16 protein-coding genes are annotated in these 16,741 nt (G+C 58.9%); 13 read left to right on the top strand and 3 right to left on the bottom strand.

Annotation, left to right across the window (positions count from 1 at the left end; genetic code table 11):
• Position 1: 1 nt before the first annotated feature.
• The gene (locus CKW23_RS06460) at positions 2-1,627 is read right to left on the bottom strand and encodes a methyl-accepting chemotaxis protein (RefSeq protein ID WP_095067261.1); all 1,626 of its coding nucleotides are present in this window, start codon (positions 1,625-1,627) and stop codon (positions 2-4) included.
• 28 nt (positions 1,628-1,655) lie between these two features.
• Here CKW23_RS06460 and CKW23_RS26445 point away from each other — a divergent pair, with 28 nt between their 5' ends.
• The 3 genes from CKW23_RS26445 (at position 1,656) to CKW23_RS06450 (ending at position 2,540) form a co-directional block, all read left to right on the top strand.
• On the top strand, positions 1,656-1,829 hold the full coding sequence (locus CKW23_RS26445; protein WP_155951527.1) for a hypothetical protein: 174 nt from the start codon (positions 1,656-1,658) through the stop codon (positions 1,827-1,829).
• A 178-nt stretch (positions 1,830-2,007) separates the two neighbouring features.
• Positions 2,008-2,241, top strand: a complete 234-nt coding sequence (locus tag CKW23_RS06455) for a hypothetical protein (protein WP_025258195.1) — start codon at positions 2,008-2,010, stop codon at positions 2,239-2,241.
• Positions 2,238-2,540 carry a cell division protein ZapA gene (locus CKW23_RS06450; protein ID WP_025258196.1) on the top strand — a complete coding sequence of 101 codons (303 nt, stop codon included), beginning with the start codon at positions 2,238-2,240 and terminating at the stop codon, positions 2,538-2,540. Before CKW23_RS06455 ends, CKW23_RS06450 begins: the two co-directional genes overlap by 4 nt.
• A 55-nt stretch (positions 2,541-2,595) precedes the next feature.
• Here the strand turns inward: CKW23_RS06450 and CKW23_RS06445 are convergent, their stop codons facing one another.
• Positions 2,596-3,636 (bottom strand): low specificity L-threonine aldolase, encoded by a 1,041-nt coding sequence (locus CKW23_RS06445; protein ID WP_025258197.1) that lies wholly within the window; start codon positions 3,634-3,636, stop codon positions 2,596-2,598.
• Positions 3,637-3,739: 103 nt separating this feature from the next.
• Between CKW23_RS06445 and CKW23_RS06440 the strand changes: the two genes are divergently transcribed.
• The 10 genes from CKW23_RS06440 (at position 3,740) to CKW23_RS06395 (ending at position 15,804) form a co-directional block, all read left to right on the top strand.
• On the top strand, positions 3,740-4,483 hold the full coding sequence (locus CKW23_RS06440; protein WP_025258198.1) for a TraX family protein: 744 nt from the start codon (positions 3,740-3,742) through the stop codon (positions 4,481-4,483).
• A 205-nt stretch (positions 4,484-4,688) separates the two neighbouring features.
• Positions 4,689-5,891, top strand: coding sequence for an alanine transaminase (alaC, locus tag CKW23_RS06435; protein WP_025258199.1), 1,203 nt, complete (start codon positions 4,689-4,691; stop codon positions 5,889-5,891).
• A 220-nt stretch (positions 5,892-6,111) separates the two neighbouring features.
• Positions 6,112-7,365 (top strand): serine hydroxymethyltransferase, encoded by a 1,254-nt coding sequence (gene glyA / locus CKW23_RS06430; RefSeq protein WP_025258200.1) that lies wholly within the window; start codon positions 6,112-6,114, stop codon positions 7,363-7,365.
• A 17-nt stretch (positions 7,366-7,382) separates the two neighbouring features.
• On the top strand, positions 7,383-8,633 hold the full coding sequence (locus CKW23_RS06425; protein WP_025258201.1) for a sarcosine oxidase subunit beta family protein: 1,251 nt from the start codon (positions 7,383-7,385) through the stop codon (positions 8,631-8,633).
• A 158-nt stretch (positions 8,634-8,791) separates the two neighbouring features.
• Positions 8,792-9,088, top strand: a complete 297-nt coding sequence (locus tag CKW23_RS06420) for a sarcosine oxidase subunit delta (RefSeq protein WP_025258202.1) — start codon at positions 8,792-8,794, stop codon at positions 9,086-9,088.
• The gene (locus tag CKW23_RS06415; RefSeq protein ID WP_025258203.1) at positions 9,085-12,105 is read left to right on the top strand and encodes a sarcosine oxidase subunit alpha; all 3,021 of its coding nucleotides are present in this window, start codon (positions 9,085-9,087) and stop codon (positions 12,103-12,105) included. The genes CKW23_RS06420 and CKW23_RS06415 overlap by 4 nt, the downstream gene beginning before the upstream one ends.
• A 79-nt stretch (positions 12,106-12,184) precedes the next feature.
• Positions 12,185-12,817: a sarcosine oxidase subunit gamma gene (locus CKW23_RS06410; protein ID WP_025258204.1), complete on the top strand. Its 633-nt coding sequence runs from the start codon at positions 12,185-12,187 to the stop codon at positions 12,815-12,817.
• A 77-nt stretch (positions 12,818-12,894) separates the two neighbouring features.
• On the top strand, positions 12,895-13,752 hold the full coding sequence (gene purU, locus CKW23_RS06405; RefSeq protein WP_025258205.1) for a formyltetrahydrofolate deformylase: 858 nt from the start codon (positions 12,895-12,897) through the stop codon (positions 13,750-13,752).
• A gap of 123 nt (positions 13,753-13,875) precedes the next feature.
• Positions 13,876-15,075, top strand: a complete 1,200-nt coding sequence (gene fdhA / locus CKW23_RS06400; RefSeq protein WP_025258206.1) for a formaldehyde dehydrogenase, glutathione-independent — start codon at positions 13,876-13,878, stop codon at positions 15,073-15,075.
• A gap of 162 nt (positions 15,076-15,237) precedes the next feature.
• Positions 15,238-15,804 (top strand): DUF2780 domain-containing protein, encoded by a 567-nt coding sequence (locus CKW23_RS06395; protein WP_025258207.1) that lies wholly within the window; start codon positions 15,238-15,240, stop codon positions 15,802-15,804.
• Here CKW23_RS06395 and CKW23_RS06390 read toward each other — a convergent pair.
• Positions 15,784-16,683, bottom strand: coding sequence for an acyltransferase (locus CKW23_RS06390; protein ID WP_025258208.1), 900 nt, complete (start codon positions 16,681-16,683; stop codon positions 15,784-15,786). The genes CKW23_RS06395 and CKW23_RS06390 overlap by 21 nt on opposite strands.
• Positions 16,684-16,741 lie beyond the last annotated feature (58 nt).

The raw sequence follows: 16,741 nt of genomic DNA, 5'->3' as shown, positions 1-16,741 counted from the left end.
ATTACAAGCTAAACCGCGAAACCATGCTGTTCAGATCGACTGCCAGACGCGACAGCTCATTGCTGGCGGCTGTGGTCTGGTTGGCACCTGTGGTGGATTGGGCTGACAGGTCGCGGATGTTCACCAGATTGCGGTCAACTTCCCGGGCGACTTGAGCCTGTTCTTCGGCGGCGCTGGCGATGACCAGGTTACGTTCGTTGATTTCTTCCACCGCCGCGTGAATGGTTTCCAGCGCCAGACCGGCACCTTTGGCGATGCTCAGGGTGGATTCTGCACGTTCGGTGCTGTTGCGCATCGAGTTCACGGCCTGTTCCGTGCCACCCTGAATGCTGCCGATCATGCGTTCGATTTCGCTGGTCGATTGCTGGGTGCGATGGGCCAGGGCGCGGACTTCATCGGCGACCACCGCGAAACCACGTCCGGCTTCACCGGCGCGGGCGGCTTCAATGGCGGCGTTGAGGGCCAGCAGGTTGGTCTGGTCGGCAAGGCCGCGAATCACATCCAGTACCTTGCCGATATCGCGGGATTCCTCAGCCAGATTGCTGATGAGTTCGGCTGTGCCTTGCACGTCGCCGCTCATGCGCTCGATGGCATTGACGGTTTCCACCACCAGATCGCGACCGTCGCCAGCCGACGTGGTTGCGCTCTTCGAGGCTTCGGAGGTGCTGGTTGCGTTGCGGGCAACCTCTTCGACGGCGCTGGTCATTTCGTTGACCGCAGTGGCTGCCTGTTCGATTTCGTTGTTCTGTTGCGACAGTCCGCGAGCACTTTCGTCGGTGACCGCATTCAGTTCTTCTGCTGCCGAAGCCAGTTGGGTAGCTGAGCCGGAAATGCGTTGCAGGGTGTCACGCAGCTTGCCTTGCATGGTTTGCATGGCCAGCAGCAAACGGCCTGCTTCGTCGGTGCCGTCGACTTCTATCGGGCGAGTCAGGTTGCCTTCGGCGATGGTTTCGGCTGCATGCAATGCCGCTGAAATCGGGCTGGTAATGCTCTTGGTCAACAGCCAGGCGAACAGGATGGTCAGCAGGGTGGCGATGATCAGCAGGCCGATGACCAGATTGAAGGCTGAAGCATATTCCTGGGCGGCCTGCTTTTTGGTGTTGTTCAACTGTTCCGTGTTGATGTCCACCAGTTTGCTGAGCACGACGTTCATCTGGTCGGAGTTGCTGAGCATTTCGTTATTGAGCAGGTCTTGCAACTCATCGACCTTGTTGGCCCGGGTCAGGACTTTCATACGGTCTTCGAGCTGGCGATATTGACCGAGCAATTGCACGTACTGGTTGTAGAGTGCTTGCTCTTTCGGGTCACCGATCAGTCTTTCGTAAATGGCCTGGGCTTCGCTGATCTGCTTGTTGCGCATGGCCAGCAAGTCGATGGTCTTCTGCTGGATATCCGGTTCCCGATTGACCAGCAGTCGATAGGAGAGCACCCGCAGGCGGATACTCACTTCTGCAAACCGATCCAGACTTTTGATGCTGGGAACACTGTTCTCGGCCAGGGTCTCGGTCGCTACGCGGATCTTGCTCATCTGCGAGAGCGCGAAAAAACCGAGAATCAGCATGAGTGCGCCGATCACGGCAAACCCGAGAAACGCGCGTGGCGCGATATTCATATTACGTAATGACATGGAAGCTTCCAGAAGTCAGGCGCGTTCCATGCGTCGTATAGAAAGAAAAGGCAATTTCGTGATGTTGGCTGCCTATCGGTTCTACGACGAAAGTCTTGAGGGCAGGGCACATACTTTGACGTGGATGAGTTTCTGGCGTTTTTTCCAGAAAATGAAAAATTGTCTGCAAGTACTTGAAACCACTGGGTTGGGCCGTTTATGAGTGATGGCACCGAGATTTTTGCTGTGCGCTTTTGTCGCAGCGGCGGTGTTCTGACGAACCGCAGGAACCCGGTGGTTAAAATGCAGTCACATGGCCCCTGAAGCCTTGCTTTGTTCTGGCATGCGTGGAGACTTTTCTTTATCGTGTGCGCCCGTTGAAATTTGCTTGAGAAATCAGAATGTTGGAAACCTCCCTTAGCCAGTTGGAACAGCTTGTCGGTGATCTGGTGCAACAGAACCAGCAACTGCAGGACACAAACGCGCAACTGAGCGCCGAACTTGCCAAAGCCAGGGATGAGAACGACAGCCTGCAATTGAGCCTGATGGAACAGGAAGAGAAACAAGGCAGTACCGCTGCGCGCATTCAGGCACTGGTCGAACGCGCAACCAGCGCCAGTGCTGTCAGCGCATGAACTACGACAGAAACGGGGTAACCGTTCTCTCCATTCTGGGTAGCGAGTATTCGGTCAAGGCGCCGGCAGGCGAAGACAAGACCCTCCTGCAGGCCGCGGCGATGCTCCAGGCATCCCTGACCGATACCAAGCGCAAATACCCGACCCTGATCGGCGACCGCCTGCTGGTGCTGGCGGCGCTGAACCTGTGTTCGCAGCAGATTGAGCTTGAGCAGCAACACAAGGTCGAGCTGGCGCGTTACCAGGAGCAGGTGAGCGCGACAGTGGATGTGATTTCCAAGACCATTTCGCAGGGTTGAGTGCTAACGGTTGTGGGAGCGATTCGCTCCCACACAGTTGAACAAGGCGATAATCCTAACCCTGCATCACCAGGCGAATATCTGCCGCCAGTTCCCGCACCCGTGCTTCTTCGGTATCCCAGGAGCACATGAAGCGTGCGCCGCCCTTGCCGATGAAGGTGTAGAAACGCCAGCCCCTGGCGGTCAACGCGGCAATTGCCGGTTCCGAGAGTTGCAGGAACACGCCGTTGGCCTGCACCGGGAACATCAGCTCCACACCTGGAATATCCTTGACCAGTTCGGCCAGCAATTGCGCGCAATGGTTGGCATGGCGCGCATGTTTGAGCCAGGCGTCGTTTTCCAGCAGCCCGACCCATGGCGCGGACAGGAAGCGCATTTTTGAAGCCAGTTGCCCGGCCTGTTTGCAGCGATAGTCGAAGTCTTCGGCCAGATCATGGTTGAAGAACAGGATGGCTTCACCCACCGCCATGCCGTTCTTGGTGCCGCCAAAGCACAGCACATCGACCCCCGATTTCCAGGTCAGCTCGGCGGGTGAGCAGTCCAGATAGGCGCAGGCATTGGAGAAACGGGCGCCATCCATATGCAGATGCAGGCCCAGCTCCTTGCAGGTTGCGCTGATCGCCCGCAGTTCTTCCGGCAGGTAGACACCGCCGACTTCCGTCGCCTGGGTCAGGGTTACGACCCGTGGTTTGGGATAGTGGATGTCCTGACGCTTGAGCGCCACTTCGCGGATCGATTCAGGCGTCAGCTTGCCGCCAGCGCTTGGGGCTGTGAGCAGTTTCGAGCCGTTGGAGAAGAACTCCGGTGCGCCGCATTCGTCTGTTTCGACGTGGGCAGTTTCCGAACAGATGACACTGTGATAACTCTGGCACAGCGACGACAGTGCCAACGAGTTGGCCGCTGTGCCGTTGAAGGCAAAGAACACTTCGCAATCGGTCTCGAACAGTCGACGGAAATCGTCGGAGGCGCGGGCAGTCCACTGGTCATCGCCATAGGCACGTTGATGCCCTTTGTTCGCCTGTTCCATGGCCGCCCAGGCTTCGGGGCAGATGCCGGAATAGTTGTCGCTGGCGAACTGTTGGCTTTGGTCTGTCATGGCCGATTCCTTGTGGTCGTTTATGGTGCGCACTTTAGCGAACAATGCCGTGTTGAGTAACGCCATTGTTAACGGTTGAAATGCTTTTATTTTCGGGAGCGACATGGATCTTTCAAACCCGCCCTTTCTGCCGGGACGCGACAAGGCGCTGGATCTGCTCAAATGGCTGGCGATGCTGAGCATGGTGCTCGATCACCTGCGCTATGTGGGCTGGGCGGTCAATGTTCTCTACGTACCGGGGCGCCTGGCGTTTCCCTGGTTTTGCCTGGCGATTGCCGTCAACCTGGCACGTCGCAGCGCCGCGTTGGTGACGCCCCGGGTGCAGTGGCGTTATCTGGGCTGGGTGTTGGCGTTTGCGGTCTTGTCTGAGATTCCCTATCGATTGTTCATGGCCGATGCCACGACCCTGAATGTCATGCCGACCCTGTTGCTCGGGCTTCTGGTTGCCCAGGGCTGGCGACACCGCAATGTCACGACACGACTCATGGCCATTGTTGCCTTGTTGTTTGCCGCGCTCTTTCAGCAACACCTTATGTTCGGTTTTGCGGGTGTGCTGCTGCCGCTGGTATTGCTGCTGGTCTTGCAGAAACCGCTCTGGTACGGGGTTTTTCCGGCGGTGCTCTGTGTCGCGGCCAATGCCTGGCCCGACATGTTCGCCGGTGCAGCGTGGGGTGATCCGATCTCCATTGGTTCGATCATCGCTTGCCTGATCGCGCCGGTCATGGGCATTGCACTGCTGCGCAGGAAACCCGGGTTTGCGGTAGCTCCCATGCGGCGCTGGGCTTATGCGATCTATCCCGGGCATTTCCTGGTCTTGCTGGGGCTGCGGGAGTTATTGGCCCTCTGAAAAACCAGTGGGACCGAATTCATTCGGGAAGGCGTCAGTGAGCTAGATACGAGCGTTGCGCCTGAACCGGCCTCTTCCCGAATGAATTCGGTCCCACAGATATCTGTAGACAAAGCGTCATTACTGCACTTATCTTCGCCGCAGGCCGCCTCATGTGGCCAACGTCGCTCGGACGGTTCCGGGCGCTTACGTCTGCGAGATACTCATGGCTGACCAAGGTTTGCCGCGCCGCTTTGCGCGCATAGATCGACTCCCCCCTTACGTGTTCAACATCACTGCCGAGCTGAAAATGGCGGCTCGTCGTCGTGGTGAAGACATTATCGACTTGAGCATGGGCAACCCCGATGGGGCGACGCCACCGCATATCGTCGAAAAGCTGGTCACCGTTGCCCAGCGCGAAGACACCCACGGCTATTCGACTTCACGGGGTATTCCTCGTCTGCGTCGTGCCATTTCCAACTGGTACAAGAAGCGCTACGAGGTCGATATCGACCCTGAAAGTGAAGCCATTGTCACCATTGGTTCCAAGGAAGGCCTGGCGCACCTGATGCTCGCCACCCTTGATCAGGGCGACACGGTGCTGGTGCCCAACCCCAGTTATCCGATTCACATCTACGGTGCCGTGATTGCCGGCGCCCAGGTGCGTTCGGTACCGCTGGTGCCAGGTGTCGACTTCTTTGCCGAACTGGAAAAGGCTATTCGTGGCTCGATCCCCAAGCCGAAGATGATGATCCTGGGTTTTCCGTCCAACCCCACTGCCCAGTGCGTGGAGCTGGATTTCTTCGAGCGCGTGGTTGCACTGGCCAAGCAATACGATGTGCTGGTGATTCACGATCTGGCCTATGCCGACATCGTCTATGACGGCTGGAAGGCTCCGTCGATCATGCAGGTTCCCGGTGCCAAAGACATTGCGGTGGAGTTCTTCACCCTGTCCAAGAGCTACAACATGGCGGGCTGGCGCATCGGTTTCATGGTGGGTAACCCGGAACTGGTCAGTGCTCTGGCGCGGATCAAGAGCTATCACGACTACGGCACCTTCACGCCTTTGCAGGTGGCCGCGATTGCTGCGCTCGAAGGCGACCAGCAATGCGTGCTGGATATCGCCGAGCAGTATCGTCAGCGCCGTAATGTGTTGGTCAAAGGCCTGCATGAACTGGGCTGGATGGTGGAAAATCCCAAGGCGTCGATGTATGTCTGGGCCAAGATCCCGCCTGCTTACGCGCACCTCGGCTCGCTGGAGTTCGCCAAGAAGCTGCTGGCCGAAGCCAAGGTCTGTGTGTCGCCGGGTATCGGTTTCGGTGAGTACGGCGACGACCATGTCCGTTTCGCCCTGATTGAAAACCAGGACCGCATCCGTCAGGCCGTGCGTGGCATTCGCACTATGTTCCGCGCTGACAAGCCTGCCTGAATGTAAGTTTTCCCGGATGAACCCGCTCCTTCGGATCTTGCAGGAGCGGATTCATCCGCCAATCGATTTGTCTCTCCCCGCCAAGCCATGTCGTAAACGCACCTTTGTGTGGCGTCCATAGGCATTTGGCTGGTTTGCGTCGGCCCTACCATCGCATCCAAAGGGCAGCTCAACGCCCTGCCGACAAGCCAGGCGCAACGCCGCCGCTGGGAGAACCGCGATGTTCAGCAAGCAAGACCAGATCCAGGGATATGACGATGCACTGTTGGCTGCGATCAATGCCGAGGAGCAGCGCCAGGAAGACCATATCGAGCTGATCGCCTCCGAAAACTACACCAGCAAGCGTGTGATGCAGGCTCAGGGCAGCGGACTGACCAACAAATATGCCGAAGGCTATCCGGGCAAGCGTTATTACGGTGGCTGCGAGCATGTCGATAAAGTCGAGCAACTGGCAATCGAGCGGGCCAAGCTGCTGTTTGGTGCCGATTACGCCAACGTCCAGCCCCACTCCGGCAGCCAGGCCAACGCCGCTGTCTATCTGGCTCTGCTGCAAGCGGGCGATACCGTGCTGGGCATGAGCCTGGCCCATGGCGGTCACCTGACCCACGGTGCCAAGGTGAGTTTCTCCGGTCGCCTTTATAACGCTGTGCAATACGGCATCGACACCAATACCGGGCTGATCGACTACGACGAAGTCGAGCGTATCGCCCTGGAAACCAAGCCGAAGATGATCATTGCCGGTTTCTCGGCCTACTCGAAAACCCTGGATTTTCCGCGCTTCCGTGAAATTGCCGACAAGGTGGGCGCTTACCTGTTCGTCGACATGGCCCACGTGGCCGGGCTGGTGGCTGCCGGTTTGTATCCGAACCCGCTGCCTTATGCCGATGTGGTGACCACCACCACCCACAAGACCCTGCGTGGTCCGCGTGGTGGCCTGATCCTGGCCAAGGCCAACGAAGACCTTGAGAAAAAACTCAACTCCGCCGTATTCCCCGGTGGGCAGGGCGGCCCGTTGATGCACGTCATCGCCGCCAAGGCCGTGTGCTTCAAGGAAGCGCTGGAGCCAGGTTTCAAGGCTTATCAACAACAAGTGATCGACAACGCCCAGGCCATGGCGCAGGTCTTCGTGGATCGCGGTTACGACGTGGTGTCCGGCGGTACCGACAACCACCTGTTCCTGGTCAGCCTGATTCGTCAGGGCCTGACCGGCAAGGATGCGGACGCCGCTCTGGGCCGTGCGCACATCACCGTCAACAAGAACTCGGTACCGAACGACCCGCAATCGCCGTTCGTGACTTCGGGCCTGCGGATCGGCACCCCGGCCGTCACCAGTCGCGGTTTCAAGGTGACCCAATGTACCGATCTGGCCGGCTGGATCTGCGACATTCTCGACAACCTCGGTGATGCCGATGTCGAGGCCAACGTTGCCAGTCAGGTCGCAGCACTGTGCGCCGATTTCCCGGTTTATCGCTGAGTCAGGAGTAGCCCTTCATGCAGCATTACTCAGGCTTCGGCCTTTTCAAACACTCCCTCAGCCATCATGAAAACTGGCAGCGCATGTGGCGCACGCCGACGCCCAAGAAAGTCTACGACGTCGTGATCGTCGGCGGTGGCGGTCACGGTCTGGCAACGGCCTATTATCTGGCCAAGGAGCACGGCGTGAAAAACGTGGCCGTGGTCGAGAAGGGCTGGCTGGGCGGCGGTAACACGGCACGCAACACCACCATCGTGCGTTCCAACTACCTGTGGGACGAGTCGGCTCATCTCTATGAGCATGCAATGAAACTGTGGGAAGGCCTGTCCCAGGACCTGAACTACAACGTCATGTTTTCCCAGCGTGGCGTGTACAACCTGTGCCACACGCTGCAAGACATGCGCGACTCGGAGCGTCGGGTCAGCGCCAACCGCCTGAACGGTGTGGATGGCGAACTGCTTAATGGCAAACAGGTTGCCGAAGAGATTCCGTACCTGGACTGCTCGAAAAACACGCGTTACCCGATCATCGGTGCAACGGTCCAGCGCCGTGGCGGCGTTGCCCGTCACGATGCCGTGGCCTGGGGTTTTGCCCGCGCCGCCGATGCCCTGGGTGTGGACCTGATCCAGCAGACCGAAGTGATCGGTTTCCGCAAGGAAAACGGTGTTTGCATCGGCGTCGAAACCAACAAGGGTTTCATCGGCGCCAAGCGTGTCGGCGTGGTGACGGCCGGTAACTCCGGGCACATGGCGAAACTGGCAGGCTTCCGTCTGCCGATCGAATCCCATCCGTTGCAGGCGCTGGTGTCCGAGCCGATCAAACCCATCATCGACAGCGTGATCATGTCCAACGCCGTTCACGGTTATATCAGCCAGTCCGACAAGGGCGATCTGGTGATCGGTGCCGGTATCGACGGCTGGGTCGGCTACGGCCAGCGCGGTTCGTACCCGGTGATCGAGCACACCATCCAGGCCATCGTCGAGATGTTCCCTGTGCTGTCGCGGGTGCGCATGAACCGTCAGTGGGGCGGCATCGTCGATACCACGCCGGACGCCTGCCCGATCATCTCCAAGACCCCCGTACCGAACATGTTCTTCAACTGCGGTTGGGGCACCGGTGGATTCAAGGCAACGCCTGGCTCGGGCAACGTATTTGCCGCGAGCCTGGCCAAGGGTGAGATGCACCCGTTGGCCAAGCCTTTCTCCATCGATCGTTTCCACAACGGCGCCCTCATTGATGAGCATGGCGCTGCCGCGGTCGCCCACTAACAAAAACCACGTGAGAACTACTGCGCTCGGTAATACGGCGTTAAAAACAGGCGAGAAATGCTCATTTAGAATTCTAAACTCCGCTTTCTCGCCTGTTTTTGCCTTGTCTTACCTTTGCTCGCTACGTTCTCACGAGGTTTTAAGAAGGAGAGTTTTTTATGTTGCATATCTTCTGTCCTCACTGTGGCGAACTGCGCTCCGAAGAGGAATTTCACAGCTCTGGCCAAGCGCACATCCCGCGTCCACTGGATCCGAACGCCTGCACTGATGAAGAGTGGGGCGACTACATGTTCTTCCGTGACAACCCCCGTGGTCTGCATCACGAACTGTGGATTCACGCTGCCGGTTGCCGCCAGTACTTCAATGCCACCCGCGACACCGTGACCTACGAGATTCTGGAAACCTATCCGATTGGCGCCAAGCCACAGTTCACGGCCAAGGGAGACAAGGCATGAGCCAGACCAACCGACTGCCCCATGGTGGCCGTATCGACCGTAGCAAGGTGCTGAATTTCACCTTCAACGGTCAGTCTTATCAGGGTTTCGAGGGCGATACCCTGGCCGCTGCGCTGCTGGCCAATGGTGTGGATATCATCGGCCGCAGCTTCAAGTATTCCCGTCCTCGCGGCATTTTCGCGGCGGGCTCCGAAGAGCCGAATGCGGTCTTGCAGATCGGCTCTACCGAAGCGACCCAGATCCCCAACGTGCGTGCTACCCAGCAGGCGCTGTATCCGGGTCTGGTGGCGACCAGCACCAACGGCTGGCCGAGTGTTAACAATGACGTGATGGGGATTCTCGGCAAGGTCGGCGGCAAGCTGATGCCACCGGGTTTCTACTACAAAACCTTCATGTACCCGCAATCGTTCTGGATGACTTACGAGAAGTACATCCGCAAGGCCGCCGGTCTTGGCCGTTCGCCGACCGAGAACGATCCGGACAGTTATGATGCGATGAACCAGCACTGCGACGTGCTGATCGTCGGCGCCGGGCCTGCCGGTCTGGCCGCTGCCCTGGCCGCTGCGCGCAGTGGCGCACGGGTGATTCTGGCCGATGAGCAGGAAGAGTTCGGCGGCAGCCTGCTCGACAGCCGTGAGAGCCTTGACGGTAAACCGGCCGCTGAATGGGTCGCTACTGTTATCGACGAGCTCAAGGGCCTGAAGAACGTGACCCTGCTGCCTCGTGCCACGGTCAACGGCTATCACGATCACAACTTCCTGACCATTCATGAGCGCCTGACCGATCATCTTGGCGATCGCGCCCCGATTGGCATGGTGCGTCAGCGCATGCATCGCGTACGCGCCAAGCGTGTCGTATTGGCCACCGGTACTCACGAACGCCCTCTGGTCTACGGCAACAACGACGTTCCGGGCAACATGCTGGCTGGCGCCGTCTCCACTTATGTTCGCCGTTATGGCGTGGCTCCGGGCCGCAAGCTGGTGCTGTCCACCAACAACGATCACGCCTATCGCGTTGCTCTGGACTGGATCGATGCCAGCCTGCAAGTGGTGGCGATTGCCGATGCACGCCATAACCCGCGTGGTCCGCTGGTTGAAGAAGCGCGGGCCAAGGGTATTCGTATCCTTACCTCCAGCGCTGTGATCGAAACCCGTGGCAGCAAGCGCGTGACGGCTGCCCGTGTGGCGGCCATCGACGTCAAGACACTGAGCGTTACCAGCCCTGGTGAATGGCTTGAGTGTGATCTGGTTGCCAGCTCCGGCGGTTACAGCCCGATCGTGCACTTGGCTTCGCACCTGGGCGGCAAGCCGGTCTGGCGTGAAGACATTCTCGGTTTCGTACCGGGCGAAGCACCACAGAAACGTGTCTGTGTCGGCGGCGTGAATGGCGTCTACAGCCTGGCCGATACCCTGGCCGACGGCTTTGAAGGTGGTGCTCGTGCTGCCAGCGAGGCCGGTTTCAAGGCGGTGGAGGGCGTCATGCCCAAAGCCCTGAGCCGCGCAGAAGAACCGGCGCTGGCGCTGTTCCATGTGCCCCATGAAAAAGGCACGGCCCGCGCACCCAAGCAGTTCGTCGACCTGCAGAACGACGTCACCGCCGCCGCCATCGAACTGGCGACCCGGGAAGGCTTCGAGTCGGTCGAGCACGTCAAGCGCTACACCGCGCTGGGTTTCGGCACTGATCAGGGCAAGTTGGGCAACGTCAACGGTCTGGCCATTGCTGCCCGTTCGCTGAAGGTTTCCATCCCGGAGATGGGCACCACCATGTTCCGCCCGAACTACACGCCTGTGACCTTCGGCGCCATTGCAGGCCGTCACTGCGGACACATCTTCGAGCCGGTACGCTTTACCGCACTGCATGCCTGGCACATCAAGAACGGTGCCGAGTTTGAAGATGTCGGCCAGTGGAAGCGCCCATGGTACTTCCCGAAAAACGGTGAAGACATGCATGCCGCTGTCGCCCGTGAATGCAAAGCCGTGCGCGCAAGCGTCGGTCTGCTGGACGCCTCGACACTGGGCAAGATCGACATTCAAGGCCCGGACGCCCGTGAATTCCTGAACCGCGTCTACACCAACGCCTGGACCAAGCTGGATGTGGGCAAAGCGCGTTATGGCCTGATGTGCAAGGAAGACGGCATGGTCTTCGACGACGGCGTGACCGCTTGCGTCGCTGACAATCATTTCATCATGACTACCACCACGGGCGGCGCGGCCCGTGTGTTGCAATGGCTGGAAATCTACCAGCAGACCGAATGGCCGGACCTGAAGGTGTATTTCACCTCTGTGACCGATCATTACGCGACCCTGACGTTGTCCGGCCCCAACAGCCGCAAGCTGCTCAGTGAAGTGACCGATATCGATCTGGGCCGTGAAGCGTTTCCGTTCATGACCTGGAAGGAAGGCCTGGTGGCTGGCGTGCCAGCACGTGTGTTCCGTATTTCCTTTACGGGCGAGCTGTCCTACGAGGTCAACATCCAGGCCGACTACGCCATGGGTGTTCTGGAAAAGATCGCCGAGGCAGGCAAGAAGTACAACCTGACGCCTTATGGCACAGAGACCATGCACGTGCTGCGGGCCGAGAAGGGGTTCATCATCGTCGGTCAGGACACCGATGGCTCGATGACCCCGGACGATCTGAACATGGGCTGGTGCGTGGGTCGCACCAAGCCGTTCTCCTGGATCGGCTGGCGCGGCATGAACCGCGAAGATTGCGTGCGTGAACAACGCAAGCAACTGGTGGGCCTCAAGCCGGTCGACCCGACCCAATGGCTGCCGGAAGGCGCGCAACTGGTCTTCGACACTCAGCAGACGATCCCGATGACCATGGTCGGCCACGTCACCTCCAGCTATGCCCATAACTCGCTGGGTTATTCGTTTGCGATGGGCGTGGTCAAGGGCGGTTTGCAGCGCATGGGCGAGCGGGTCTTTGCACCGCTGGCCGATGGCAGCGTGATCGAAGCCGAAATCGTTTCTTCGGTGTTCTTCGACCCGAAAGGCGATCAGCAGAACGTGGAGTGATAACACTGTAGGCGCGAATAAGCGGAGCGCCGCCCGATTCGCGCCTACGGCAAAAAACCGAATTCATGACAGGTGTCCCATGACCACAGTCAACGTATACCAACAGCGCCCCGAAGCGGGCGTAAAGGCTGAATCGCCGCTGTTCCACGCCGATCTCGGCAGCCTGGTCGGCAAAGGCCGCGCCAACCCCGGTGTCACGCTGCGCGAGAAGAAACTGCTCGGCCATCTGACCCTCCGTGGCGACGCTCGTGATCCGGCGTTCGCTGCCGGAGTTCACAAGGCTCTGGGCATGGAATTGCCTGCCGCGCTCACATTGGTCAGCAGTGGCGAAAGCTCGCTGCAATGGCTCGGCCCGGATGAGTGGCTGCTGATCGTGCCCACCGGCGAAGAGTTTGCGACCGAACAACGGCTGCGCGAAGCGCTGTCGGGGCTGCATATCTCTGTGGTGAATGTCAGCGGCGGCCAATCGATTCTGGAGCTGACCGGCCCCAATGTTCGTGAAGTGCTGATGAAGTCCACCAGCTATGACGTACACCCCGACAACTTCCCGGTGGGCAAGGCCGTTGGCACCGTGTTCGCCAAGTCGCAACTGGTGATTCGCCGCACGGGCGAAGAAACCTGGGAGCTGCTGATCCGTCGCAGCTTCTCGGATTACTGGTGGCTTTGGCTGCAGGATGCCAGTGCCGAATACGGATTGACCATCAAGGCGTAGGAGACTCCGCCGTGTCCCTGACACTGTAGGAGCGAATTCATTCGCGAACAGCGGCAGTAAACAGGAGTCACCTTTATATGAGTCGCGCCCCTGATACATGGATTTTGACTGCCGACTGCCCCAGTGTGCTGGGGACGGTGGATGCGGTAACCCGCTATCTGTTCGAGCAGGGCTGCTATGTCACTGAACACCATTCGTTCGATGACCGGCTCTCGGGACGTTTTTTCATTCGTGTTGAATTCCGTCAGCCCGACGGCTTCGACGAAGCGGCCTTTCGCTCTGGCCTGACCGAGCGCGGTGAAGCCTTTGGCATGATCTTCGAGCTGACGGCACCGAACTACCGGCCAAAAGTCGTGATCATGGTTTCCAAGGCCGACCACTGCCTGAACGATCTGCTCTATCGTCAGCGCATCAACCAGTTGTCCATGGATGTGGTGGCGGTGGTTTCCAATCACCCCGATCTTGAGCCTCTGGCTGGCTGGCACGGAATTCCGTACTACCATTTCCCACTTGACCCGAACGATAAGCCTTCTCAAGAAGCCAAGGTCTGGCAGGTCATCGAAGATTCAGGTGCGGAACTGGTGATTCTCGCCCGTTACATGCAGGTGCTGTCACCGGACCTGTGCCGCAAGCTCGACGGCAAGGCGATCAACATTCATCACTCGCTGCTGCCGGGCTTCAAGGGAGCCAAGCCTTACCATCAGGCCTACAACAAGGGCGTGAAACTGGTGGGCGCGACGGCGCATTACATCAACAACGACCTGGACGAAGGACCGATCATTGCCCAGGGCGTCGAAGTGGTAGACCACAGCCACTATCCCGAAGACCTGATTGCCAAAGGCCGGGATATCGAAGGGCTGACACTGGCACGCGCTGTCGGGTATCACATTGAACGGCGGGTTTTTCTGAATGCCAACAGAACGGTGGTTCTGTAGAGCTGCAAGTGACAAGTTTCAAGCTGCACGTTGAACGCTGGCGAGATCCTCTTGGCGCTTGAAGCTTGCCACTTGTAGCTACCGCCCCTCTTTTTTCCAACAACAAAATACAGAGGTGAAAGCATGTCTGGTAATCGCGGTGTGGTGTATCTCGGCGCTGGCAAGGTCGAGGTGCAAACAATTCCTTTCCCGAAAATGCAGGATCCAAGGGGCAAGCGCATCGAACACGGAGTCATTCTGCGCGTTGTTTCCACCAACATCTGCGGCTCGGACCAGCACATGGTTCGCGGTCGTACCACTGCCCAGACCGGGCTGGTGCTCGGTCATGAAATTACTGGCGAAGTGCTCGAAGCCGGGCGCGATGTCGAAAACCTCAAGGTCGGCGACCTGGTTTCGGTGCCGTTCAACGTGGCGTGCGGTCGTTGCCGCAGTTGCAAGGAGCAGCACACCGGCGTCTGCCTGACCGTCAACCCGGCACGTGCCGGTGGAGCGTATGGTTATGTTGATATGGGCGACTGGGTCGGCGGGCAAGCGGAATACGTGCTGGTGCCTTACGCCGATTTCAACCTGCTGAAACTGCCTGACCGCGATGCGGCCATGGAGAAGATCCGCGACCTGACCTGCCTCTCCGACATTCTGCCGACCGGTTATCACGGCGCAGTGACTGCGGGTGTCGGTCCGGGCAGCACCGTGTATGTCGCCGGTGCCGGGCCTGTCGGTCTGGCGGCTGCTGCTTCGGCACGCTTGCTGGGTGCTGCGGTGGTGATCGTCGGCGATGTGAACCCGACGCGTCTGGTTCACGCCAAGGCTCAGGGTTTCGAGATCGCCGACCTGTCGCTGGATACGCCACTTCACGAACAGATCGCCGCGCTACTGGGTGAGCCTGAAGTGGATTGCGCCATCGATGCCGTGGGCTTTGAAGCGCGTGGCCATGGTCATACAGGTGCGCAGTCCGAGGCGCCGGCCACGGTGCTCAACTCGTTGATGGGCGTGGTACGTGTTGCCGGCAAGATCGGTATCCCCGGCCTGTACGTCACCGAAGATCCGGGTGCCGTGGATGCCGCAGCGAAAATGGGCAGCCTGAGTATCCGCTTTGGCCTGGGCTGGGCCAAATCCCACAGCTTCCATACCGGCCAGACCCCGGTCATGAAGTACAACCGTCAATTGATGCAGGCCATCATGTGGGACCGCATCAAGATCGCCGATGTGGTGGGTGTCGAAGTCATCAGCCTGGATGACGCGCCCCGTGGCTACGGCGAGTTTGATGCGGGCGTGCCGAAGAAATTCGTGATCGACCCGCACAAGCTGTTCAGCGCTGCCTGATAGCTATAGGAGCGAATTCATTCGCGAATGAGTTCGCTCTCCTACAGGGTAGGAAATAACCTGTATTCAACTGTTTCTGGCGGGAACAAGCCCTCCATCCTCCAGTCAAACCGTCTGTTTTATCATCCACCACTGGATGGTTTCGGTTAGAGGTTGACTGTAATGAATACTGCTCGCGGTATGGTACTTGCTACATTGATGGCCCTGGCGGCAAGCCCGGCTTTTGCGTTCAATCTGAATGACGCAGCCAATGCGGTTTCCAACGCCACAGGCGGTAATCAGAAAGCCACGGCGGCACCTGAGGCTGCCGGCCTGCTCAATACCCTCGGTACACAACTGAATGTCACCCCCGAACAGGCTGTTGGCGGTACGGGCGCTTTACTTGGGTTGGCGAAGAACAAACTCACCGGCCCCGATTATTCCCAACTCACTAAATCCGTTCCGGGACTTGATCAGTTGTCGGGGCTTTCCGCGTTGAATACGCTGGGTGACGGCGGGCTTGGTGCCTTGCTGGGCGGCAGCGGCAAATCGGGAAGCGGTTCGGCGCTCGGCAGTGCGTTGGGCAATGTGCAGAACATGGATGACGTGAACAACGCATTCAAGGCGCTGGGCATGGACAGCAGCATGGTCAGCCAGTTTGTGCCGGTGATCCTGCAATACCTCGGCCAGCAAGGCGCCAGCGGCTCCGCATTGCAGAGCCTGAGCGGTCTATGGGGTGCCGGTAGCTGATTCGTTACGCAAGGCGCTGATATGGGCGTCCTTTTCGATCCAGAGCTGGTTGACCCAGTTCTGGATCCGTTCGCGAAACAGCGGATCGTTCTCGTAGTCGCCTTGCCACAGCGCAGGGTCCAGTTCCCGGGTCTTGATGTCGACGATCACCTTCGGCACTCGCCCGCACAGCATGTCCCAGAACCCCGGAATCCGTGAGCCGGGATACACCACCGTCACATCCAGAATCGCATCCAGTTGTTCGCCCATGGCAGCCAGCACGAACGCTACGCCTCCGGCCTTGGGCTTGAGCAGGTTCTTGTAGGGCGATGCTTGTGCCGCATGTTTGGCTTTTGTGAAGCGTGTGCCTTCCAGATAGTTGACGATGGTCACCGGCTGGCGCTTGAACAGCTCGCAGGCGGCCTTGGTGATTTCCAGATCCTTGCCCTTGAGTTCCGGGTGCTTTGCCAGGAACGCCTTGCTGTAGCGCTTCATGAACGGGTAATCCAGTCCCCACCAGGCCAGCCCCAGAAACGGTACCCAGATCAGTTCCTTTTTCAGGAAGAACTTGAAGAAGGGTGTGCGACGGTTGAGCGCCTGTACAAGGGCCGGGATATCAACCCACGACTGATGGTTGCAGATCAGCAGGTAGGAGGTATCGCCGCGCAGGTCTTCGTGGCCGCGAATCTCCCAGCGGGTCGGGGTGAATGCGCCGAAGATGTATTTGTTGATATGCGCCCAGGTTTCCGCAAACCACATCACCGCCGCTGAGCAGTGATCACGCATATGCCCCTGGAACAGCAGTTTGAGCAGGGCGCAAACCAATAGCGGGCCGATCAGCACGAGGGTGTTGATCAGCAGCAGAAGGGTGACGAAACAGCCACAAAGCACTCGACGCATAAGGTTCTCTTGAGTCTCTTCAAGGTTGGCAATGATAGAGACACTGATTTGCCGCGCC

It is taken from the genome of Pseudomonas sp. Irchel 3A18 (assembly GCF_900187465.1).
Taxonomy (GTDB): Bacteria; Pseudomonadota; Gammaproteobacteria; order Pseudomonadales; family Pseudomonadaceae; genus Aquipseudomonas; species Aquipseudomonas cichorii.
This window is presented reverse-complemented; position numbering and strand designations above follow the sequence as displayed.

Excerpts from the sequence above, each read along its gene's own strand:
- CKW23_RS06460 (WP_095067261.1), bottom strand. The coding sequence starts at position 1,627 with ATGTCATTACGTAATATGAATATCGCGCCACGCGCGTTTCTCGGGTTT.
- CKW23_RS26445 (WP_155951527.1), top strand. The coding sequence starts at position 1,656 with ATGCGTCGTATAGAAAGAAAAGGCAATTTCGTGATGTTGGCTGCCTAT.
- CKW23_RS06455 (WP_025258195.1), top strand. The coding sequence starts at position 2,008 with ATGTTGGAAACCTCCCTTAGCCAGTTGGAACAGCTTGTCGGTGATCTG.
- CKW23_RS06450 (WP_025258196.1), top strand. The coding sequence starts at position 2,238 with ATGAACTACGACAGAAACGGGGTAACCGTTCTCTCCATTCTGGGTAGC.
- CKW23_RS06445 (WP_025258197.1), bottom strand. The coding sequence starts at position 3,636 with ATGACAGACCAAAGCCAACAGTTCGCCAGCGACAACTATTCCGGCATC.
- CKW23_RS06440 (WP_025258198.1), top strand. The coding sequence starts at position 3,740 with ATGGATCTTTCAAACCCGCCCTTTCTGCCGGGACGCGACAAGGCGCTG.
- alaC (WP_025258199.1), top strand. The coding sequence starts at position 4,689 with ATGGCTGACCAAGGTTTGCCGCGCCGCTTTGCGCGCATAGATCGACTC.
- glyA (WP_025258200.1), top strand. The coding sequence starts at position 6,112 with ATGTTCAGCAAGCAAGACCAGATCCAGGGATATGACGATGCACTGTTG.
- CKW23_RS06425 (WP_025258201.1), top strand. The coding sequence starts at position 7,383 with ATGCAGCATTACTCAGGCTTCGGCCTTTTCAAACACTCCCTCAGCCAT.
- CKW23_RS06420 (WP_025258202.1), top strand. The coding sequence starts at position 8,792 with ATGTTGCATATCTTCTGTCCTCACTGTGGCGAACTGCGCTCCGAAGAG.
- CKW23_RS06415 (WP_025258203.1), top strand. The coding sequence starts at position 9,085 with ATGAGCCAGACCAACCGACTGCCCCATGGTGGCCGTATCGACCGTAGC.
- CKW23_RS06410 (WP_025258204.1), top strand. The coding sequence starts at position 12,185 with ATGACCACAGTCAACGTATACCAACAGCGCCCCGAAGCGGGCGTAAAG.
- purU (WP_025258205.1), top strand. The coding sequence starts at position 12,895 with ATGAGTCGCGCCCCTGATACATGGATTTTGACTGCCGACTGCCCCAGT.
- fdhA (WP_025258206.1), top strand. The coding sequence starts at position 13,876 with ATGTCTGGTAATCGCGGTGTGGTGTATCTCGGCGCTGGCAAGGTCGAG.
- CKW23_RS06395 (WP_025258207.1), top strand. The coding sequence starts at position 15,238 with ATGAATACTGCTCGCGGTATGGTACTTGCTACATTGATGGCCCTGGCG.
- CKW23_RS06390 (WP_025258208.1), bottom strand. The coding sequence starts at position 16,683 with ATGCGTCGAGTGCTTTGTGGCTGTTTCGTCACCCTTCTGCTGCTGATC.